20 protein-coding genes and 1 tRNA gene are annotated in these 20,731 nt (G+C 45.6%); 7 read left to right on the top strand and 14 right to left on the bottom strand.

Annotated elements, in window-relative coordinates:
* Positions 1-114 precede the first annotated feature (114 nt).
* Both iolN and iolM read right to left on the bottom strand, forming a co-directional pair.
* On the bottom strand, positions 115-1,224 hold the full coding sequence (gene iolN / locus QBE54_RS02350; RefSeq protein WP_369018756.1) for a 3-dehydro-scyllo-inosose hydrolase: 1,110 nt from the start codon (positions 1,222-1,224) through the stop codon (positions 115-117).
* Positions 1,225-1,247: 23 nt separating this feature from the next.
* Positions 1,248-2,435, bottom strand: a complete 1,188-nt coding sequence (iolM, locus tag QBE54_RS02345) for a scyllo-inosose 3-dehydrogenase (RefSeq protein ID WP_369018755.1) — start codon at positions 2,433-2,435, stop codon at positions 1,248-1,250.
* 228 nt (positions 2,436-2,663) lie between these two features.
* On the opposite strand from iolM, the gene QBE54_RS02340 reads away from it, so the two are divergent.
* Genes QBE54_RS02340 through QBE54_RS02325 form a run of 4 tightly spaced genes read left to right on the top strand, consistent with a single transcriptional unit; the run spans position 2,664 to position 7,302 of the window.
* Entirely contained in the window at positions 2,664-3,719 is a 1,056-nt protein-coding gene (locus QBE54_RS02340) for a LacI family DNA-binding transcriptional regulator (protein ID WP_369018754.1), read from the top strand.
* Between the two features lie 6 nt (positions 3,720-3,725).
* The gene (gene iolO, locus QBE54_RS02335) at positions 3,726-4,559 is read left to right on the top strand and encodes a 5-keto-L-gluconate epimerase (RefSeq protein ID WP_369018753.1); all 834 of its coding nucleotides are present in this window, start codon (positions 3,726-3,728) and stop codon (positions 4,557-4,559) included.
* 58 nt (positions 4,560-4,617) lie between these two features.
* A complete protein-coding gene (gene gndA, locus QBE54_RS02330) occupies positions 4,618-6,024 on the top strand; it encodes an NADP-dependent phosphogluconate dehydrogenase (RefSeq protein WP_369018752.1) in 1,407 nt (468 codons plus the stop codon).
* Between the two features lie 3 nt (positions 6,025-6,027).
* A complete protein-coding gene (locus QBE54_RS02325; protein WP_369018751.1) occupies positions 6,028-7,302 on the top strand; it encodes a lactate racemase domain-containing protein in 1,275 nt (424 codons plus the stop codon).
* Between the two features lie 12 nt (positions 7,303-7,314).
* On the opposite strand, the gene QBE54_RS02320 is transcribed toward QBE54_RS02325, so the two are convergent.
* The 11 genes from QBE54_RS02320 to QBE54_RS02270 form a co-directional block, all read right to left on the bottom strand.
* Positions 7,315-7,854 (bottom strand): hypothetical protein, encoded by a 540-nt coding sequence (locus tag QBE54_RS02320; protein ID WP_369018750.1) that lies wholly within the window; start codon positions 7,852-7,854, stop codon positions 7,315-7,317.
* 86 nt (positions 7,855-7,940) lie between these two features.
* Complete coding sequence (locus QBE54_RS02315) at positions 7,941-8,993, bottom strand: peptidoglycan DD-metalloendopeptidase family protein (protein WP_369018749.1); 1,053 nt, start codon at positions 8,991-8,993, stop codon at positions 7,941-7,943.
* Between the two features lie 12 nt (positions 8,994-9,005).
* Positions 9,006-9,860, bottom strand: a complete 855-nt coding sequence (locus tag QBE54_RS02310; protein ID WP_369018748.1) for a ParB/RepB/Spo0J family partition protein — start codon at positions 9,858-9,860, stop codon at positions 9,006-9,008.
* Complete coding sequence (locus QBE54_RS02305) at positions 9,853-10,617, bottom strand: ParA family protein (protein WP_369018747.1); 765 nt, start codon at positions 10,615-10,617, stop codon at positions 9,853-9,855. The genes QBE54_RS02310 and QBE54_RS02305 overlap by 8 nt, the downstream gene beginning before the upstream one ends.
* Positions 10,618-10,661: 44 nt before the next feature.
* Positions 10,662-10,750, bottom strand: a tRNA-Ser gene (locus QBE54_RS02300).
* 63 nt (positions 10,751-10,813) lie between these two features.
* Entirely contained in the window at positions 10,814-11,926 is a 1,113-nt protein-coding gene (locus tag QBE54_RS02295) for a Gfo/Idh/MocA family protein (RefSeq protein WP_369018746.1), read from the bottom strand.
* Positions 11,927-13,213, bottom strand: coding sequence for a serine--tRNA ligase (gene serS / locus QBE54_RS02290; RefSeq protein ID WP_369018745.1), 1,287 nt, complete (start codon positions 13,211-13,213; stop codon positions 11,927-11,929).
* A gap of 11 nt (positions 13,214-13,224) precedes the next feature.
* A complete protein-coding gene (locus QBE54_RS02285) occupies positions 13,225-14,682 on the bottom strand; it encodes an RtcB family protein (RefSeq protein WP_369018744.1) in 1,458 nt (485 codons plus the stop codon).
* Positions 14,683-14,694: 12 nt separating this feature from the next.
* Positions 14,695-15,123 (bottom strand): archease, encoded by a 429-nt coding sequence (locus QBE54_RS02280; RefSeq protein WP_369018743.1) that lies wholly within the window; start codon positions 15,121-15,123, stop codon positions 14,695-14,697.
* A 10-nt stretch (positions 15,124-15,133) separates the two neighbouring features.
* The gene (locus QBE54_RS02275) at positions 15,134-16,084 is read right to left on the bottom strand and encodes an NAD(P)-dependent oxidoreductase (RefSeq protein ID WP_369018742.1); all 951 of its coding nucleotides are present in this window, start codon (positions 16,082-16,084) and stop codon (positions 15,134-15,136) included.
* 248 nt (positions 16,085-16,332) lie between these two features.
* Positions 16,333-17,745, bottom strand: coding sequence for a DJ-1/PfpI family protein (locus tag QBE54_RS02270; RefSeq protein WP_369018741.1), 1,413 nt, complete (start codon positions 17,743-17,745; stop codon positions 16,333-16,335).
* A 296-nt stretch (positions 17,746-18,041) separates the two neighbouring features.
* Between QBE54_RS02270 and QBE54_RS02265 the strand changes: the two genes are divergently transcribed.
* From QBE54_RS02265 to QBE54_RS02255, 3 genes are read left to right on the top strand one after another with little or no spacing between them, the layout of a single operon-like run.
* Positions 18,042-18,218, top strand: coding sequence for a hypothetical protein (locus tag QBE54_RS02265; protein ID WP_369018740.1), 177 nt, complete (start codon positions 18,042-18,044; stop codon positions 18,216-18,218).
* Positions 18,206-18,604: a class I SAM-dependent methyltransferase gene (locus QBE54_RS02260; protein WP_369018739.1), complete on the top strand. Its 399-nt coding sequence runs from the start codon at positions 18,206-18,208 to the stop codon at positions 18,602-18,604. Before QBE54_RS02265 ends, QBE54_RS02260 begins: the two co-directional genes overlap by 13 nt.
* Positions 18,594-19,301, top strand: a complete 708-nt coding sequence (locus QBE54_RS02255) for a GntR family transcriptional regulator (RefSeq protein ID WP_369018738.1) — start codon at positions 18,594-18,596, stop codon at positions 19,299-19,301. The genes QBE54_RS02260 and QBE54_RS02255 overlap by 11 nt, the downstream gene beginning before the upstream one ends.
* A gap of 5 nt (positions 19,302-19,306) precedes the next feature.
* Here the strand turns inward: QBE54_RS02255 and QBE54_RS02250 are convergent, their stop codons facing one another.
* Positions 19,307-20,575: a lactate racemase domain-containing protein gene (locus QBE54_RS02250; RefSeq protein WP_369018737.1), complete on the bottom strand. Its 1,269-nt coding sequence runs from the start codon at positions 20,573-20,575 to the stop codon at positions 19,307-19,309.
* Between the last annotated feature and the right edge of the window lie 156 nt (positions 20,576-20,731).

Here is a 20,731-nt window from a genome sequence, read left to right as displayed (position 1 = left end):
TCTACTCCACTTGCTAAAACCATCATCACCCCCCAAAACCTTTTTGATTCAATCAAGAGCTGCTACACTCCACCCCTACGAAAAACTAAGTGAAATGCAACAGCTCTTTTCTTCTTACAGCTTATGGAAAACCCCGATGTAGGGGAGTTCATACACTGATTTCCAACCAGGGCTTCCTGGTTCTTTGAGGAAAGGTTCCATTTCTTTTTCAGTGCGCAGGGTAACCTTCTCAACCGGTGGTACGGTACCTGGCGGGAAGGCAGCCAAGATATGATCCACAGTCAAAGTGAGATACTTCAAAATAGCAGCAATGGGTCTTTTAGCCTTGCGGGGATCACCAAGGCTGGGTTTGCCCACCACTCCTATGGGAGTTGCAGCTCGTTCAATGGCAGCATGGCCTTCGCCTTCTGACCAGCGGTGAGGTCTTCTGAAAGGCTCAACAGACTTATCAAAGTGACCTTCAGGAAGGAAACTTTCACCTTCTGCATCCTGAACTACGCTCATATCAATCATTTCCGGGAAAAGAAGAAGAGCAACGGAGGTTTCCGCTTCATCAGCATGGACAAAGTTGGTCTCCATGCTATCAGGACGGCCCGCAGGATAGAAAAACTCTCTTACCGCACGATGCCAGTCAAGCACCATGAAAATCCCTGGCAATTGGAAGCGTTTCATGAACTCCTGAATAGCCGACTCCAGCATCCAGAGATGCCCATGGTTATTCACCAAAATTATCTTCCGAAAACCGTCATTCCAGAGCCCCAACATGGTGTAAATAACAGTCTCTTCCACCACTTCCTTGGGCATAACAATGGTACCCGGCATACCCAGGTGATGATAGGGATGACCACCATAGTTAAGAGGTGGAAAAGCCAAGCTGACCTCTCTTCCCTGCTTGGCCGTGTAGCGCCGCACACCTTCGAGGATTTGGGTTACCATGAAAGTATCCAAACCGCTGTTTGCGTGAGGGCCGTGGTTTTCGGTACAACCAATGGGAACAAAAACGATGTCGTTCTTTTTACGTTTCTCAATGACTATATGTCGGGGGGTGTTTTGGATGTAGGTACCGGCCTTACCCAATTCCGAAGGAGAAGGAATCTCGTATTCCCTGAGAATAGCGTCGATTTCTTCTTCAGTAGCATCCCAGATTTGCTTTTTTAAGCGACCAACCTCGTTATCTTCGAAAACAATGGCGGGGTGTTCCGTGGTCAACCACTTATCCTTCATAACTCAAACGCTCCTTTCTCGGCTTAAGAATTCACCGCGGTAACTTTCACAAGTTCTTTGTCCGTCTGTAGACGGGTCAAGTATTCGGGAACTTCGTCCAGGGATATTTTCTTAGAGATAATTTTGGTCATGTCCATGCCAGAAGCCATGAGAGAGATCACGCGGGGAAAAGTTCCGTGTCCGGAATGACCCTGAGCTCCAACAATCTGAGCTCTCTTGACTTGGAAAACCTCGGGCGTCATAGGCACATTGACATCCGCACGAGCCACAATGGCCACAGTAGAGTTAATACCCCTTGCTTTCCAGATCAGAGCCTCAAGGTCTTTCCAGATTATTTGCGGAACGCCGGTAGCTTCAAGGTAGAGTTTAGCTCCCATGCCCTGAGTGTAATCAAGAACTTTTTCAACCAGGTCTTCTTTAAGGGGGTTAATGGTCACATCAGCACCCAGTTCCTGAGCCATTTTGCGTCGCACTTCTGAAGGCTCAGAAAGAATAACCCTGGCTCCACCTGCTCTTTTGAGAATGGCACAGGCAGCAAGCCCAATTGGCCCTCCCCCAAAAACGACCACATTATCTCCAGGTCGGATACCTCCTCCCCTCTCAATTACTGCGTTGTAAGCGACAGAACTCGGCTCTACAAGGCTTCCTGCTAAAAAGAGCTTTTCCTCAGAATAAACGCCTTCCAGCTCTCTCAAACTCCAGAGATACTTGGCATCCACTACAATGTATTCTGCAAACGCTCCATCTACATCAAAACCAAGCTCGTGCAAGTTTTCGCAATGATTGGGATACCCATCAGCACAGTGCCGACAGTATCCACACCAGAGCATTTCTTCTGCTGTAACCGGTTCACCAGGGGTGAAGGGTTGGTTATTTCTGCGGTTAATAGCTTCTGGACCTGCTTCCACCACTTCTCCTGAGAATTCATGCCCCAAAACAGCTGGGAAACCAGTAAGACCCGGATAGAGAATGTAACCATTTTCATCACTTTGTGCCATGTGCACATCGCTACCACATATGCCACAAGCCCGCACTTTAATGAGAACTTCAGAAGGTCTTTTAATCTTGGGTTCTGGAAGCTCCTCTACCTTCGCTTCGGGATATCGCCAGACTTTGCTTCCTAACCAGCTTACCTTACCTTCAATGTCTTTGTTACCGAGCTTAAAATCGGATCGAGGATCCCATTTAGCATGAAGCCTTACCGCCTTCATAATGACATCTCCCTTCTCTTTGTGAAACTGGTTTCAGTATAAAGAGAAAATCGGAATCTGTCAAGAGGAAAGAAAAATGAAAATTAAAAATACAAATAATAAGCTACAAGGCACTTTTGAAGCCAAACACAACAAAAACACCCTTTAAGAGCTTGCTTTATTTTCGTAAAGCTATATAATGGGAAAAGAGATTTTATTGAAAGTAGTTTCACGAATGTGAGGATGCATATGAGTGGTAGACAAAAAAAATCTTTAACCATAAATGATATAGCTCAAAAAGCCGGAGTGTCTAAGGCCACTGTATCCCGGGTCTTAAACAATCCAGAAAAAGTTGCTCCAAGAACCCGAGAAAGAGTGCTTTCTGTGATTAGGGCCACCAACTATCGTCCCAACCCTATGGCCAGGGCGCTAAACATTCGAAAAACTGGCATCATAGGAGTAGTGGTTTCTGATATAACTAACCCCTTCTATGCAGTCATGGTCAAAAGCATCGAAGAAGTGTGTCGAGCTCACCAGTATTATATTTTCCTCTGTAGCACCGATGGTAGAAAAGAAGAGGAAGAGTTCTATGTGCGCTCTCTCATCGATAAAAAGGTGGACGGTATCATCCTTGCTGCTACTCAGATGGACAGCGACAACATTCACCTCCTACAGGAACTGAAGGAGGCCGATATACCATTTGTGTTTGTATCCCGCCTTCCCCAGGAACGAGAGCTTTATGACTACGTCATGGTGGACAACGTTCAGGGAGGGTATGTAGCCACCAAATACCTCATATCCTTAGGGCATGAGAAAATTGCTTACCTGGGCGGGCGCTGGAGTACCTCTTCCAATTTCGATCGCTTCGAAGGTTACAAAAAAGCATTGATGGAAAGTGGACTTCCTGTACATGAAGAATATCTCTTTTGCGGCGAATTCAGAATGGAAGGAGGATACCAGGAAGGGATAAAAATGCTGAGTCTGAGAGAAAATCGTCCCACCGCAGTCTTCTGCGCCAACGACAACATGGCCATAGGACTCATTGAAGCCTGTCGAGAGCACGGAGTTGAAGTTCCACAGGAAATTTCGGTAATAGGCTTTGATGACATACCTCTTAGTGCCATCAAGTCCATTCAGCTAACCACCATTTCGCAATCAATACCTGAGTTAGGCGCCCTGAGCGGAAAAATACTCATAGATAAAATACTCGACCCCCAAAAGAAAGGCCTTCGTCAGCAAATTGTTTTCCCACCCAAGCTCGTCATTCGCAAAACCTGCGCTCCTCCTCAAAATAGAAAGGAGTGAGAAAACATGAAAACCAGTTTCGCAGTTTCCATCCAGAAAACGCAGTTTGGAGCCATAGCCTTCGGAGAGTCGTTTCAGGATATCGCTTCCACCCTTAAAAGCCTGGGTTATGAAGGAATAGAACTCGCCATAAGAGACCCTCAAAGCATTGACCAGGAAAAGATAATCAACACCGTGAAAGAGCTGGAATTGGCAGTCCCAGCCATAGGAACCGGGCAAGCTTTTATTGAAGAAGGATTAAGTCTGAGCAGTCTCAACAACAAAATATGGGAAAAAGCTGTTGCTCGCCTTAAAGAACACATTCTTTTTGCCAGCCACTTGAACAGCATAGTGATCGTTGGCCTCCTGCGTGGCAACCTTCCCACCGAAACAGAAAAAGAAAAGAGAAACGAAGCTTTGGAACGCTTTAAAAAAGCTCTCATCGACTGTGGTAAGTTGGCCCAGAAAAAGGGCGTGAAAATAGTCGTTGAGCCCCTCAATCGCTACGAAGTAAATTTCCTGCACACCATTGAAGAGACCTTACAGTTCCTTCAGGAACTTGGAGTAGACAACATTGGTATCCTCGCTGACAGCTTTCACATGAACATAGAGGAGGTGAATCTCTACCAGAGCATTGTAAAGGCAAACCAGCGACTCTGGCACTTTCACATTGCTGACAGCAACCGCTGGGCACCGGGATTTGGGCATTTGGACTTCAAACCTCTACTGCAAGCCCTGCAGGAAATAAACTATCAGGGCTTTATTTCGGCAGAAATAATCCAAAAACCCAGTTTTCTTGGAGCAGCCAGGCAAACTTCCACCTACCTTAAGAATCTGCTTTCCGAATTGCGATTGATATAATAAAGAAAAGTCCAAATGTGTTCCAGCTGTCCTCTGTAAAACTGGAAGGAGGTAAATCATGCACGGTTCCTGCGATATTGGCATAATTGGAATGGCGGTTATGGGACAAAACTTAGCCCTGAATATTGCTCGCAAGGGTTTTCAGGTAGCAGTATTCAACCGCACAGCTTCCCGAACCGACGAACTGATGAAAAGAGTTGAAAAGGAATCAATCGTACCCACTTACACCCTGAAAGAATTCGTCGCTTCTCTCAAAAAGCCTCGTAAAGCGATGTTAATGGTCAAAGCAGGAGCAGCAGTTGACGAATTCATTGACAAACTTTTGGAACTCCTTGAACCTGGAGACCTCATCATAGACGGCGGCAACTCTTTTTACCAGGATACCGAACGGCGTATAAAAAAGGTGGAAAAGCAAGGATTGCTTTTCCTGGGTACAGGAATAAGCGGTGGAGAATATGGTGCATTGCATGGCCCATCCATCATGCCTGGAGGCCACGAGGAAGGTTATGCATTGGTAAAAGAAATCTTCGAAAAAGCGGCAGCTCAGGTAGAAGATGGACCCTGTTGTACTTATCTCGGGCCTCGCTCAGCAGGCCATTTCGTTAAAATGGTTCACAACGGCATTGAATATGCTTTCATGCAAGCCATTGCCGAGGCATATGACTTGCTCCGTAAAGCATATCGTCTCTCCAGCGAGGCAATCGGAAAAATATTTGAAGAATTCAATCAATCAGAAATTGCCTCCTATCTCATTGAGATAACTGCCAAAATATTTAAAGTCAGTGATCCGGAAACCCGAAAACCCCTGGTAGAGTTGATTCTGGATCAGGCAGAACAGAAAGGGACGGGAAAATGGACCTCTCAAACTGCTTTTGACTTTGGAGTGCCCACCCCAGTCATCAACCAATCTGTAATTGCTCGTACCATTTCTTCTTTTAAACAGGAAAGGGTTCAATTTGCATCGCTCTGGAAAAACAAAGAGGCAGCACCAATCAACTTCGATGAACAGCACAAAGAAAAAATCAAAGATGCCCTTTTTGTAAGCATGGTGGTTGCTTTCAGTGAGGGACTGCACCTTTTAAAAGTGGCTTCTCAAGAAATGCAGTATGGACTAAGTCTCCCTGAGGTGGTTCGCATCTGGAAAGGAGGTTGCATACTGCGAGCACGGATGCTCAACCAAATACAGCAAGCTCTCCAGAATGGAGAAGGAGAAATCCTTCTTTTCTCGCCCACTTTCCTTAACGAAATCCAAAGACGAACGCCGAAGCTCCGGGAAATAGTTGCCCTATCTATCGAAAAAGAAATCCCGGCGTCAGTCCTGAGTACTTCTCTGGCCTATCTTGATTCCTGGAAAAGTGAAAATCTGCCGGCAAACCTTATCCAGGCCCAACGAGATTTCTTTGGAGCCCACACCTACCAGCGGGTTGATAAAGAAGGGGTCTTTCATACTATATGGGAGGAATGAGCCATGTTGCTCTTTAGCCGGGAAAAACCGGAAAACAATTTTAATCCCCACGAGTTCAGAGAAATTCTGATTGAAGCGTTACAAACCTATCCTGCAAGCAACAAAAAAATACTGGCCATCATTCCTGATGCCACTCGCACCTTACCCATGAAAGATATATTCGAGGCACTCATCAAACACCTCTTACCCAGAACCAGGCAGTTGGACTTTATAATTGCTCTGGGAACTCATCCACCGATGACCGACCAGGAGCTTAGAAATCATCTGGGGGTAACTTTTAAAGAAGCAGAAAACCTGGGCACCAGAGTTTTTAATCACCACTTTCAAAATCCCGAAGAGCTGGAGAAAGTGGGCACCATATCCAAAGAGGAAGTAAAAGAAATCTCGGGAGGGTTGCTTGAAGAAGAGATTCCAGTAACTATAAATCGCCTGGTGTTTAACTATGACGAGCTTCTCATCATAGGACCTGTGTTTCCGCACGAAGTGGTTGGGTTCTCAGGAGGATATAAATATCTCTTCCCAGGGATTTCGGGAGCCGAAATCATAGACAAATACCACTGGCTTGCAGCACTTATTACCAACCCCAAAACAATTGGACATAAGGAAACCCCCACCCGGGCTATCCTCAACAGGGCAGCTACTTTCATAAACATTCCCATCACTGCATTGTGTCTGGTAATGCGTGGCGAAGAACCCTGTGGCCTTTTCCTGGGAGATCCCCAGGAAGCCTGGAGCAAAGCTGCAGATCTTTCTTCGCAGGTGAATATCGTATGGAAAGAAAGAGCCTTCCACACTGTCTTATCCATAGCTCCACCCATGTACAATGAGCTGTGGGTAGGTGGAAAATGCATGTACAAGCTGGAGCCGGTGGTTGCGGATGGAGGAACCTTAATCATCTATGCTCCTCATATCAAAGAAATCTCGGTAACTCACGGCAGATATCTAAAGGAAATTGGTTATCACGTAAGAGACTTCTTTGTAAAACAGTGGGATAAATATTACCATTATCCATGGAGTGTGCTGGCTCACTCCACACACGTAAAGGGCATAGGAAAGTATATCGATGGGAAAGAATACCCCCGGATAGAGGTCATACTGGCTACCGGTATTCCCCGAGAAGTTTGCGAAAAGATAAATCTGGGATATCTGGATTATAGAAGCATCGATATTTCAAAATATGAGAATCGTGAAGAGGAAGGAATTCTGGTTGTACACCGAGCAGGAGAAATGCTTTACCGCCTCAAAGATGGGAGTGTTCCCGACATAGACAAGCTATAAAGAAGAGGCGGGTCAACTCCCCGCCTCTTCTTTTTGCCCGCTTTCAAACTTTATGCTTACTGTGGCCTTGGCAAGAATGCCTCGCAAAGCGTAACCTTTTTCTTTGATTTCCTTTTTAGCGTCCTCGGTTAAACTTTCGTCTTCTTCAGAGAGCTTTCTCTCATACACATAAACCACCAATTCTCTCTCAGGCACAAACTGGGGCAACTCTTCTTCAATATTTTTAGTTTTGTCAATCAGCACAAAGTCACTCTTACGCAGAGTGACCGTGAAAACCTGCTCTCCTTGGGTACAGGTAAATTCAAGAGGAGGAGTAAAATATTCATCATTTTCGTAATCAGTGGATGCTTGAAGATAAACTTTCTCACCCTGCCCCTCACTCAGCACCTTAAAGTAAATGGTAACAAAATCTTCGCCAGCAACTCTCTGCAAATCCACACTTTCAATGGTAACTTTGGAAACCAGAGAAAAAGCCGAAGAACCCAAGACAAAAAGCAGTGTAAAAACCAAAACCAGAATCCCCACACTTACAAACCAAACTCTTCTGCTCATCGAGCTACCTCCTTTCCAGCATCAGGACTGAGCGGAAGATTATCAGTGAATTTTATATATCTACTCCTGGATTTTAGTTCCCAAACTCAAGGCAAATATGGCCAAGGATTAATGACTTTTCCATATCTTCGCACCTCATAATGAAGATGCGGACCAGTACTTCTTCCTGTACTTCCAACCTTACCGATAATCTGGTTCTTCTTAACCTGATCTCCAACCCTCACCAGAATCTGGGAAAGATGTCCATAAACCGTTTCATATCCAAACTGATGCCTTACAATTACACATTTTCCATAATTGCCGTTCCAGCCCGCAAAAACCACCTTACCTTCTGCAGTGCTCACCACGTTCCTTCCCAGAGGAGCTGCAATATCTACACCCGTATGCCAAGCACGCAGACCGGTGAAGGGGTCTTTACGCCAACCAAAGTTTGAAGAAATCCGACCCCAGGTTGGCCAGCGCATAGGTACCAGATTAAGCAGTTCCTCTTTACGCTGAATCACTTGTAAAATTTCCTCAAAAGAATGCTGACGAGCCAAAATTTCTGCCTGCATCCAGGACAACGTATCATCAAGCATCCGAGAACGCTGAGCAAAAGTGGGATCCACCACTCGCGGTAAAACCGGCAAAGTCGCAGAAGGAAACTCCATGAAAAGTGGACCACCTGCACCAACCACAAAAAGCGGAAATCCCATTTCCATAAACCGGTCAAGAGGTACGTAAATCTCTGGAGAAGCTCCGGCAAGAGAAAGATTAATACCTATTTTGTTGAAACGAGACTGCAGGTCTTTCTCAAGCAAAGTGCGCACTTTCTGGTCCAGCTCACGCAACGCAGAAAGCTCTTGCAAAATATTCTGTGCTTTCTGATTTAAGGCCTGTAACCGCTCTTCCTGCTCTCTTTTCTGGTTCTCAAGAAGTATTATCTCTTTCTTTAAACTTTCTGCCCGCTCAACAGCATAACAAAGCTCCCTGCGCATCCTGCTCTGATACCACAAAACCCCACCTACTCCAGCCCCGACCCCCACAACAAATACTACCAAAGCCCAGAAAACCAGTTGCCAGCGTAAATGAATTTTTTTAAAATACCCCTCCTTAGGAGAATACCAGAAAACAGTGAAATGCTTCTTTTTACCAAGCAAAACCCCATCCCCTCACTTTATATAACTTTCAGTAATCAGAGAATAAAGGCGACGCAATTCTTCTTCGCTGTGATAATGAATGACGATTTTTCCTCCTCCCACCTGAACCCGGGCTCCCAGGAAACGGGTTAAAAGTTCTTCCACACTTTTCTCTTCCTCAACAAAAGAAATCACACCTCTAAACTTTAAAGCAGAAGCAGCTTTTCTCTTGCTCAGTTCTTTAACCTTTTTCTCAACTTCCCTGACCGAAAGAGATTTTTCAACGATGTTCTGGGCTAATTCTACCTGCTCTTTTTCATCCTCAAGACTCAGGAGAGCCTTGGCATGACCAACCGAAATCTTACCCTGACGCACTTTCTCTTTAACCGGCTCAGGAAGAGAAAGCAAACGAAGCAAATTGGAAATGGTGGAACGATTTTTACCAACTCGCTGGGCTACCTCTTCATGGGTCAGGCCGAAATCATCGATCAATCTTTGCAAGCCTTCAGCCATCTCGATAGGATTTAAGTCTTCTCTCTGAAGGTTCTCAACCAGAGCAAGCTCCAGCTTTTTGCTTTCTTCCGCTTCTTCAACGATAACTGGAACCGTCTTTAAACCAGCCCTTTTGGCGGCCCTCAGACGCCTTTCCCCCGCAATAAGCTCAAATTCCTCTTCGTTCAATCTTCTGACCAGAAGTGGCTGTAAAATGCCATAACTCAAAATCGACTGCGTAAGTTCGGCAAGTCCCTCTTCCGTAAACTCTTTCCGGGGTTGCAATGGATTCTCTCGAATACGCTCTATTTCAACCTCTTGAATGGTGCGTGCTCCAAGAGTGCCAACCCCAGGTATTAATGCTCCAAGCCCCTTGCCCAAAGCCTTCCTACTCATTCCTCTCTAAGACCTCCCGGGCAAGTTCTCGATAAGCCATGGCGCCTTTTGAGCTGTTATCATAAAGGATAATGGGCAAACCATGACTGGGGGCTTCACTCAGCCGCACATTTCTTGGAATAACGGTTCTGAACACTTTTTCCTTGAAAACCCTCCTTACCTCCTCTCCCACCTGCTGAGAGAGAGCAGTCCGCACATCAAACATGGTAAGCAAAACTCCAAACAACTTTAGAGAAGGATTTAGAAAGTTTCGCACCATATTCAGAGTATTAGTTAGCTGGCCCAGTCCTTCAAGAGCGTAATATTCACACTGAATAGGAACCAGCACATCTGTTGCCCAGGCAAGAGCATTGAGCGTTAAAAGACCCAAGGAAGGGGGACAATCAATGAGGACAAAATCAAAATCCTGGTTCAGGGTCTTCATAGCTTCCTTGAGCCGATTTTCACGACCCACCATAGAGACCAGTTCCACTTCGGCTCCAGCCAGCCGAATTGTCGCAGGCACTAAAAAAAAGCCCTGGAGAGATGTTTTCTTTAAAACCTCTCCAGGGCTGGCATTTCCCAAAAGAAGGTCGTAAACACAGTGGTCGATATCTGCCCGGTTAAAACCCAGCCCACTGGTGGTATTCCCCTGTGGGTCTATATCCACAAGCAAAACTCTCTTGCCAAGCTCTGCAAGACAAGCTCCCAAGTTGATAGCAGTTGTAGTCTTTCCCACTCCACCTTTTTGGTTGGCGATAGCAATAGTTTTCCCCATAAGACAAATAAAAGGACAAGCAAAGATGACTGACTTCTGAAAACTGGCGGAGAGGGCGGGACTCGAACCCGCACAGCCTTGCGGCCTTAACCGGTTTTCAAGACCGGCTCCTTGCCAGTTCGGACACCTCTCCAAGCTTATTTCATTATAGTAACTACCCGCGCTTTTTTCAACTTATTCCTTTGCCACAGAGCAACTAGAGCCCCATCAAAGTGTAAGCTGAATGCAGTACTTCCTGAACCCGTAGGCCATCATCAATGGTTGCACCAAAACTCTCCCTGCCGCTTAACCGCAGTATGAAGTCATGAACACAGGCAATATGGGAGCGAACCCACCCTACTGCAAATTTGCCAGGCAGAGCACTGGGTGGAGGATACTGTTGCACAACTTCCAGAGCCTTAAACCCTCTCTGTCCTCCCAGAGCACCTCCAGGGTCTTGAGTGTCGTAAAATTCGAGAAAGTTGGGTTGCATAGAGTTATAGCGTAGCGCTCCTTTGCTCCCTTCTATTTCTATGCGTAGTTCGTCGCAGGAACCAGTTGCGAAACGGCTACACTCGATACTTCCCCATCCCCCTTCGCTCAGGCGAAAATCGATTAACGCCCAGTCATCAACCGTTACCCTTTCCTTTTTTAAGGCATCATCCAGACTGGGTCGCTCTTTTATAAAAGTTTCTCCCCAGGCTGAAAGAAGCTGAAAATCGCCCACCAGAAAATGAATGAGGTCAATAAGGTGTGAACCCAGGTCAGCGAGTGCGCCTCCACCAGCCAGCTCTTTTTGCATTCTCCAGCTTATCGGCCGTTCCGGATTTATGTACCCGGAGTGGAGATACAGGGCTCTAATTCTGAAAATGCGTCCCAGACGACCCTCTTCAAGAAGGGATTTAGCTTTCAAAATGGCAGGAGCAAAACGATTTTGAAAAGCCATGCCAAAAGGGATGCCAGAATTCTTGACCACCTGCCACATGGAAGAAGCCTCATCAAGGTTGGCAGCCAGTGGCTTATCGCAGTACACTGCTTTACCACACAAAGCGGCTCTCTCCACTACACGGCGATGCAAGGCGTTTGGCACAGCAACTACGACGATATCTATATCCTTACGCTCAACAAGTTCTTCAAAGGTCGAAGTAACAAAGGGAACCCCTGTTTCTTCCTGGGCTTTGCGTGCAGTTTCAGGACGCAAAGTACAAATACCCCTTATCTCGGGTAAAAGAGGCAAACCATGGTAATAGTACGGCAAAGACGAAAAAGCCAGCGCATGGATTCGACCTATAAAGCCAAAACCCACGATACCCACACCAACTCTATCCATTCACTTCACCTCAAACTGGGGAGTAATCACTTCCATACCGTGCATGTACGGTCGCAAAGCTTCAGGAATGATTACCGCACCATCTTCTTGCTGATAATTCTCAAGGATGGCCACCAGGGTTCTGCCAACTGCCAGACCAGAACCATTCAGAGTATGCACATAGCCCAAACTTCCATTTTTCAAACGGTAACGAATATTGGCACGTCGAGCCTGAAAATCTTCGAAATTGCTACAGGAAGAAATTTCACGATACCTGTTTTGAGAGGGAATCCACACTTCTATATCGTATGTTTTAGCAGCAGCAAAACCCAAATCACCAGTACATAAAACCACCACTCGATAAGGCAATCCAAGAAGCCGTAGAATTTCCTCTGCATCCTGTAGCAAGGTTTCCAATTCCTGATACGATTCTTCAGGGCGAGTAAACTTAACCAGTTCCACTTTGTTGAACTGGTGTTGCCGAATCAGTCCTCTCACATCCTTGCCGTAGGAGCCAGCCTCTCTTCGAAAGCAGGCACTGTATGCTACGTAACGGAGCGGTAAATCTTCCTCTCTAAGAATTTCGTTGCTATGAAGATTGGTTACCGGAACCTCTGCTGTAGGTATAAGGTGCAGGTCGTCCTGACAGTGATACAGGTCCTCGTAAAATTTTGGCAACTGCCCGGTGCCAATCATAGCCTGGGTATTGACCAGAAAAGGCGGAAAAACCTCTGTGTAACCGTGTTTTTGAGTATGAACATCAAGCATAAAATTTATCAATGCTCGCTCCAGCATGGCACCAGCCTTCCACAAAACAGCAAAACGGGAGGAAGCAATTTTAGCAGCCCGTTCAAAGTCAATAATGCCTAACCCTTCACCAATTTCCCAGTGAGGGCGGGGTTGAAATGTGAAAGCAGGTATTTCGCCCCACCGTTTTACTTCCTGATTATCTGCCTCATCCCTGCCAACTGGAACGCTCTCATGGGGGAGATTGGGGAGCAAAAGCAATTTCGCCTTCCATTCTTCCTCAACTTCTTTTAAAAGGGTCTCCAACTCTTTTACTTTTTCAGAAATTTCCTGGACTTCAGCAAGAAGCTGGGAGGGGTCGTGCCCTTCCCTTTTGTACTGCCCAATCTGCTTCGAAAGGCGGTTGCGCTCTGCTCGAAGTGCGTCCACTTCTTGTTGCAAGCTCCTTCGGCGTTCGTCAATACCAACAAGCTCTCTAAAAAGTTCTGGCTCCATGCCCCTTTTACGCAAACTTTCTTCGACCACCTCAGGATGTTCCCTGGCCCATTTCCAATCCAGCACGCTACCACCTCCTACCCCTTAATGACGCCCAAAGGACGAGCATAAACCACCTTCCTGGAAAGACCCGCCCGGTCAACCACCTCTACAACTTGCGAAACATCCTTATAGGCTTCTGGTATTTCCTCACGAAGCGTCGCCTTGCTTTCAGCAAGCACCAGTACTCCTTTGGCCTCCATCTCCTGAGCTATGTCTCTACCTCGTGACCTGCGGTCTGCTTCGGAACGGCTCATCATCCTACCCGCTCCATGACAGGTAGAACCAAAGGTTTCCTGCATTGCTCTTTCGGTACCGACCAGCACAAAAGACCCTGTCCCCATATCACCAGGTATCAAAACCGGCTGGCCAATATTCCGGTAGCGTTGAGGCAACACCGGATGCTCTGGACCAAAAGCACGAGTAGCTCCCTTGCGGTGGACCACCACTTTAGCCTTTTCTCCTTCAACTTCGTGTTCTTCAAGTTTTGCTATGTTATGTGCCACATCATAAAGAACTCTGATGCCCAGCTCTTGAGCAGATTTTCCAAAAACTTCCTCAAACGACTCTCTAACCCAGTGGGTAATAAGCTGGCGGTTAGCCCAGGCGAAATTTGCAGCACATACCATGCTCTCAAAATAAGCCTTGCCTTCCTCACTATTAAAAGGGGCACAGGCCAACTGTCGGTCAGGAAGAGAAATGCCATACTTGCGCATAGCACTCTGCATCACGTTCAGGCTATCAGTGCAAATCTGATGCCCAAACCCCCTGGATCCTGTGTGGATCATGACCACAACCTGACTCTTAAAAAGACCAAACATCTCGGCCACATCAGGTCTAAAAACTGTTTCCACTACCTCAATTTCTAAAAAGTGATTCCCCGAACCAAGAGACCCCAGCTGGTCTTTACCTCGTTCAATCGCTTTCTGACTCACTTTATCGGGATTGGCACCGGGCATAGCACCCTGCTCTTCAGTACACTCCGTATCCTCAGGAAGACCCCATCCTCTTTTCACAATGTATTGCGCACCTTGCTCCATAACTTTCCTCAGTTCACTCACCGAAAAAGAAATACGTCCTTCCGAACCTACACCAGAGGGAATATTCCTAAAAAGAACCCGCAGGAGTCTATCAAGCACTGGTCTGACTTCTTTCTCTTCCAGAGAAGTAACCAACATTCGTACTCCGCAATTGATATCAAATCCCACTCCTCCGGGCGAAATAACGCCGTCCTCGACACGAGTGGCGGCAACGCCTCCAATCGGAAAGCCATAACCCCAGTGGATATCTGGCATGGCAAGTGACTTGCCAACAATACCCGGTAGACAAGCCACATTGGCCACCTGCTCCGGTGCCTGGTCTTTGCGAATATCTCGTATCATTCTTTCGCTTGCATATATTAGTCCGTCAGTGCGCATGCCCTTTTTATAATCGCGGGGTATAAGCCACCGCCATTCATCAACTTTTCGCAAAGGCCCCTTCCATTCCTCACCCATAGACCACACCCCCTAAAGGTCAAAATAAACCTGTGCTCTAAAAAGGCCTGGTCGCACCTCTTCAACTTTTGCCTGGTGATATGTACATGCTTTCACGTCTCTCAGAATACGATGCTCCTTAGGGTTGATGCGGTTACCAGCAACTCTGGCTCTGACAAAGTACCGACCCACACTTTCAACAGTAAAATGATTCAGCAAAACCTTTTCCACTTCAAAAAGATAAAGCAACTCATTCAGCCAGTTGACGAGAAGCTCTTCGTAATCACCTGCTTCCAGGTTCACCTCGCTCTCAAAATCCTTTTTCGGGCTTTCAAAACCCCTCAAATCGGCAATAATATGGAACATTCCCAAAGCAGCATTGGCGAAGAGCTCCTCCATACTTCTTCCCCAGGCAATCAGGCCGATATCGGCAGTATGGTCTATGATTTCAAATTTCTTCACAGCACTTCACCTAATAACCCAAGGGCTGTCCCCCACTCAGACCCAGGACTTCTTTTAGCTTTACGATCAAAATATCAGTCGCCCGCACGAAAACCTCTTCAGTATTACCACCAATATGAGGAGTGCAAATCACGTTTTCAAGACCCAACAACTCTTGATCCGTAGGTGGTTCTGTATCATAAACATCCAGAGCAACACCACCCAGCTGGCCAGAGAGGAGAGCCTGATAAAGAGCTTTCTGATCAACAACCTTGCCACGAGAAGTATTAATGAGATAAGCACCTCTTTTCATTTTGGAAATTGCTTCCTCAGAAATCATGTTCTCCGTCTCCTGGTTAAGTACAACATGGAGAGAGACAATGTCACTTTTAGCTAAAAGCTCATTAAGGCTAAGCGCTCTCCTGACACCCTTTTCAACAAATACACCTTCTTCAACGTAAGGGTCATAGGCATATACTTCGGCACCAAAAGCCTTTACCAGTTCCGCCACACGGCGTCCGATACCTCCAAATCCGATGACTCCCCAGGTCTTGCCCTCAATGGTGCGCCCCGTACATTTACCCTTAACCCATTCGCCACGCTTCAAAAGATTACACCCGTAGTAAATACGCCTCAAAAGAGCAATGGCCAAACCAATGGTAAGCTCTGCCACGCTGGAAGTAGAAGCTTCTGGAGTGTTGATTATTCTTATGCCCTTTTCCCGGCAGGCTTCCTGATCAATGTTGTCAATGCCCACACCGGGACGAGCCACAACCTTAAGCTGGGAAGCGCTCTCAATAATATCCCTGGTAACTCTGGGCTTGGAACGCACCACAAAAACGTGCTTATCCCGAATGGCCTCTTTAATCTCCACCTCATCGTGGGAGTTTAAGGAAAAAACCTGGCCAATTTCGGCCAAACGTTTTTTCATTTCTTCCGGAACGCCATGTGCACAAAGAATTTTTATCACATTCTGATCCACACTTCATACCCCCCGTCTCCAGACAATACCAAAGCATCCTCAGCAGGTAAATGACGCTTCTATACTAACATCGTTACAGGAAAGCTTCAAGCTCAAGAAAACAATTCTGGCAGGTTTCCAAGCAGTCAAAACAATTAAGATGTGGGAAAAATTCTCGCGCAGACGCCAAACGATAAAATCATACAAAAGGAGCTGCTTATTTAGCAGCTCCTTTTTGCTAAACCAAAATAAACTACTTTGCTGAAATATTATTTTCTGAGCAATGCTGCGGTGCAGGCATCAACAAACTCCGGCACCTCTGGAGGAGTACGACCACTTACCAACCGTCCATCAATGGCTGCAGCCCAATCAGGCATGAACTTACCACCACACAGTTCAATAGAGCTGGTACAGGCTAACCAACCTGCGACCGACCTGCCTGCTACCAGATCTGCTGCCGCTGCCGGTATAGGTCCGTGACAGATAACAGCTACGATTTTGCCTGCATTATAGGCATCCTTGAGAAAGTCACGATGCAGTGCAGCAATATGCAACGGATTCATAGCTCCAGGTATCCAGAGAAGATCAAAATCGCTCATTTTGAGGTCTTCTGCTTTTATAATCTTGTAATAGCTATCGGGTATCTCCTGGAAAGGAATGCTCACTCCAAAGTTCCCAATCCTAACATCCAGACCCACCAGTGGTGGCCGAGACTGGATATAGGGCTTGAACAGGCCAACAACAAGTTCCGCTCCACGATACATGAATTCAAGGGCCGGCGAGCAAAGCTCTATATCTTCGAAGTCATCTGCTACCATAACCATAACTTTCTTTCCTTTAAGGATATTCTTGTGGATATCTACAAAGTTAGGATCAAAAACTTTGCACAGAGCCCTCAAAACAGCAGGAGCATCGACTGTGTCTCTACCAGTAATTAAGTTTCCATCAACCACTACAGGTTCATTCCTGAAATCAGCTACTCTTTTTAGCATGTAGTCTACCACCCTATTACCGGTGACTTTTTTCCCGTTTACAGCTCCTACCTTGATTAAAGGTAAAATTCCCTCTCCAATAGCTGCTACAGGAATTCCCCTGTCAACCACAGCTTTCACGAAATTAATTGCCACATCATCAGCATACATTATGTCGCCAGACCAACCACCTATTATGATCAAGGCATCGTAGTCTTCGGGGTTAGCCACAGGGAGACTGGCTACATGACCTTTACCTGGCTGAAGAACCGCAGGAGTTATTACCCTACTGCCGTTTATGCCCAATCCACTGAAACCAGCAGTACAGGTAAGGCCCCATCTACCAGTAGGCTCAACTGGTTCACCAGAACCAAAGAGTGCACGGGATACCTTCCAGAGATGGTTATTAGAAAGTATAAACTGTGGAATTCCTCCGAACTCGCCTACAAAATTGGCAAAGTAGTAAGCTTGCCAATCGCTAAAATCACAACCCACCAGAATGCCTATTTTTTTGCCCGCCAGAGGCCCATTGGGTTTCATCTTACCACCGTATTCCCCTGTCCAGGCAATTACTTCATCGATCTTTTCAATGGTAACCCCCGTTTTTTGAGCTTCCTGAAGGAAAGAATCGAAATCCATACCCCAGCTCACTCCGACAAAACCAAAGCACAACAAACTCACCACCACTACTGCTCTCCATAACCGCCTCATCCTTTTCCCTCCTTTTGGAAAAAAATTAATTAATCAACAACCTTTGAAGTAGGTTTAACGACCTAAAAGCGGGTTGAAGGAACAACTCCTGCAGATTGAAGCCTCCACCCCCCTTCTTTTATCCCGAGTAAACCCGAAGTAAAATTAATAATCTATGCGGGTCACCCGTTTTCCCAATGTCAATTTAGAAGTATACCATATTGTATACCATTGTCAATATCCACGAACGAGGGAACAGTTGCGTTTATTGATGGTTTATATTACTTTCAGTATGACACCTAAAAGAGGTGCTCTATATGAAGCATGATCACGCCTGGCAAAACAAAAATTTTTTCTGGATGGAACCAATTGAGATCCTGAGAAAAATTGGACTGAAAAAAGGAGATGTGTTTCTTGATATTGGCTGTGGAACAGGACGCTTCACAATACCAGCCGCACAAATAGTGGGAAAACAGGAAAAGTGTACGCAATAGATCGCTCCAGAGACGCTCTGAAAAAGCTTGAGGGAGAACTTTCGAAACTAAAAAATGTGAACTTTTCTCTAATAGAGACAGATGTAATCTCAGGCTTACCAATTGGTGATGGTGAAGTTGACTTTGCCTTTATGTCCAATGTTTTTCACGACATAGTCGCTGAAGGGAAAACCCAGAAGTTACTGAAAGAACTTGTACGAGTTACCAGAGAAAAAGGAATTATTGTTATAATTGAATTTAAAAACAGGGAAAGTCCCTTCGGACCCCCACTTTCTATGAGGCTCTCTCCCGAAAAAGTGGGAGAATTGCTGGAAACTTGGGGATTTGAGAAAGAAGATTATCTGGATGTTGGAGAATATCATTATTTGTTGACCTTTGGAAAATAAAAAGAAAGAACCCGTACAAGCGAGAATGGCGATGATCTTTGAAGCTGAGAGTGGTAATACTCTGTCTAACAAGATATACGAAATTCTTTTAAATAAAATTATTAATGGGGAAATAAAACCCGGTACACGACTTATTGAAAGAGACCTTGCTGAGGAATTTGGCGTAAGCAGAACTCCAATCAGGGAAGCCCTAAACAAGCTGGCCAAAGACGACCTGATAGAAGTGATGCCCCACCGAGGGGCCTACGTGAAAGGGTTAAAAGCCAAGGATATCGTTGAAATATACGATATTCGCGCCTCTTTAGAGAGATTAGCGCTTAGACTGGCAATTCCCTCGATTCCCTCCTCGGAAATCAAACGTTTAAAGTATATGGTAAAACACAATAGCTCTAACACTACTGAAAATGAAATTCAACACCTGGTAAGTATGGATCGGGAATTTCACAGGCTTATTGCCAGTTACTGCGATAATAGGCGTTTAGTGGCTATGCTTGAAAACCTGGCCAACGTGGTAAACGTTTTTCGAATTATGGATGCGCCAATTGAAGATAGGGCCAAAAAGGCGCTTCAGGAACATCTTGCAATTCTAGATGCTATAGAGAAACGAGATGTAGAGCTTGCCTGCAAACTGATCACTGAGCACATCGAAGCCAGCAAGCAGAGCATATTGAGGCACTTCGGTCATATATTACGTTAAATTCTTTATTCTGCCAGTCGATACAATGTCTCTCCTGCTTTAGGAACCAGCAAAATACCTTCGTCTTCTTTGTTCTCATACTCAGATAGATTGATGCTTTCAGGATTGATATAACCTAAACCTACCTTCTCACAAACTTCAGGTGGTATCCCGGTAGCCAGAATCACTTTAATACGAGGTCGTTCAATCCCATTCTGATAAGTACCCTGTCCCTTAATAAGAGTGGATACCGCAAGGACCGCTCTGGGATATTCTTTGTATTGCTCCATATTTTGCAAGTAGTAGTCACGAACATGGTACCCTATTTCTTCAAGGATATGACCATGCGTGTAGGAAAGAGAAGTAATATGAGGTGCATAGATAACGAGTTCTCCCCCGTCTTCCACTACCGGCTCACACTTATACATGCATTTCCCGCCTGTCCAAAGGTCTTCATACATTTTGGGAGCACAGGCAATCACTTTGCGATAAGGATGAGGCTTATAAACGACGTGTAACTTCTCAGAAAGCGCAACCGCCTTACGCCAGGTTTCTCGCAGTTCACCCACAAAAATACCTGCAATCTTATTTTGGTGGACCACGAAGGCTATGTTGGTAACCGGAATAGGAACCAGCGAAGCCCCCATATCAAGAATGGAACGTACAGGATTGTTGGCCTTGCCAATAATGTTCAAATTAGTGATTAAAGCTCCCAACCAGTGGGTATGATCTATCATTTCTGGTCCAGAAATCCCAGGAAAGAAATATTTGCTTCCCCCCGAGAAACCAGCAATTTCGTGAGGAAAAACCGGGCCAAGAATCATCAAGTGGTCATACTCAAATATTTTCTTATTTATGGTAATCTTTATTTCTTCTTCTAACAATCCATTACTAACTTCGCTAACTAGAGCTGGAGACAAAGAACCAAGCTCTACCAGAGAGGAAGGGTCATTCCAGGTGTGGTTAAAACAGCGAGTTTCACCAAAAACTTCAAGGTATTCTCTTTCATTATCCACTCCAAGGTGCCTAAACACTGTTTCTCTGGAAAGCGGCTGATGGGTACCCAGAGCAATCATCAAATCAAGATGCGCCCCGCTTTGATTGCACACTTCTTTGACAATTCTAACCAGTTTACCCACCGGAGCAGTGCGGGTAGTGTCGGGGATAACCATCAAAACTTTTTTCTTCTGATAACCATCTGAAACCAAATAGTCAAAAAGTTCCTTCTTGATTTTTTCCAGATACATAGTCTTGACCTCTTCCATCAGTATGCACTGTGGTATACCATATTGCATACCTTATGTCAAGCCAAAATTACCTTTTACTTCACAAACAGAAACACAAAGGAACAACGGCAGTTTTTTAATTGACATTGGTATACAATATGGTATACTCACTTTGGTAACTTTGTTTCCCTTTGTGTCTCACTAAACAAAGAGGAGGTGGTTTCT

This window comes from Thermatribacter velox (assembly GCF_038396615.1).
Taxonomy (GTDB): domain Bacteria; phylum Atribacterota; class Atribacteria; order Atribacterales; family Thermatribacteraceae; genus Thermatribacter; species Thermatribacter velox.
Note: the sequence above shows the minus strand (reverse complement) of the source record. Positions and strands in the feature narration are given on the sequence as shown.

Excerpts from the sequence above, each read along its gene's own strand:
- iolN (WP_369018756.1), bottom strand. The coding sequence starts at position 1,224 with ATGAAGGATAAGTGGTTGACCACGGAACACCCCGCCATTGTTTTCGAA.
- iolM (WP_369018755.1), bottom strand. The coding sequence starts at position 2,435 with ATGAAGGCGGTAAGGCTTCATGCTAAATGGGATCCTCGATCCGATTTT.
- QBE54_RS02340 (WP_369018754.1), top strand. The coding sequence starts at position 2,664 with ATGAGTGGTAGACAAAAAAAATCTTTAACCATAAATGATATAGCTCAA.
- iolO (WP_369018753.1), top strand. The coding sequence starts at position 3,726 with ATGAAAACCAGTTTCGCAGTTTCCATCCAGAAAACGCAGTTTGGAGCC.
- gndA (WP_369018752.1), top strand. The coding sequence starts at position 4,618 with ATGCACGGTTCCTGCGATATTGGCATAATTGGAATGGCGGTTATGGGA.
- QBE54_RS02325 (WP_369018751.1), top strand. The coding sequence starts at position 6,028 with ATGTTGCTCTTTAGCCGGGAAAAACCGGAAAACAATTTTAATCCCCAC.
- QBE54_RS02320 (WP_369018750.1), bottom strand. The coding sequence starts at position 7,854 with ATGAGCAGAAGAGTTTGGTTTGTAAGTGTGGGGATTCTGGTTTTGGTT.
- QBE54_RS02310 (WP_369018748.1), bottom strand. The coding sequence starts at position 9,860 with ATGAGTAGGAAGGCTTTGGGCAAGGGGCTTGGAGCATTAATACCTGGG.
- QBE54_RS02305 (WP_369018747.1), bottom strand. The coding sequence starts at position 10,617 with ATGGGGAAAACTATTGCTATCGCCAACCAAAAAGGTGGAGTGGGAAAG.
- QBE54_RS02295 (WP_369018746.1), bottom strand. The coding sequence starts at position 11,926 with ATGGATAGAGTTGGTGTGGGTATCGTGGGTTTTGGCTTTATAGGTCGA.
- QBE54_RS02285 (WP_369018744.1), bottom strand. The coding sequence starts at position 14,682 with ATGGGTGAGGAATGGAAGGGGCCTTTGCGAAAAGTTGATGAATGGCGG.
- QBE54_RS02270 (WP_369018741.1), bottom strand. The coding sequence starts at position 17,745 with ATGAGGCGGTTATGGAGAGCAGTAGTGGTGGTGAGTTTGTTGTGCTTT.
- QBE54_RS02265 (WP_369018740.1), top strand. The coding sequence starts at position 18,042 with ATGAAGCATGATCACGCCTGGCAAAACAAAAATTTTTTCTGGATGGAA.
- QBE54_RS02250 (WP_369018737.1), bottom strand. The coding sequence starts at position 20,575 with ATGCAATATGGTATACCACAGTGCATACTGATGGAAGAGGTCAAGACT.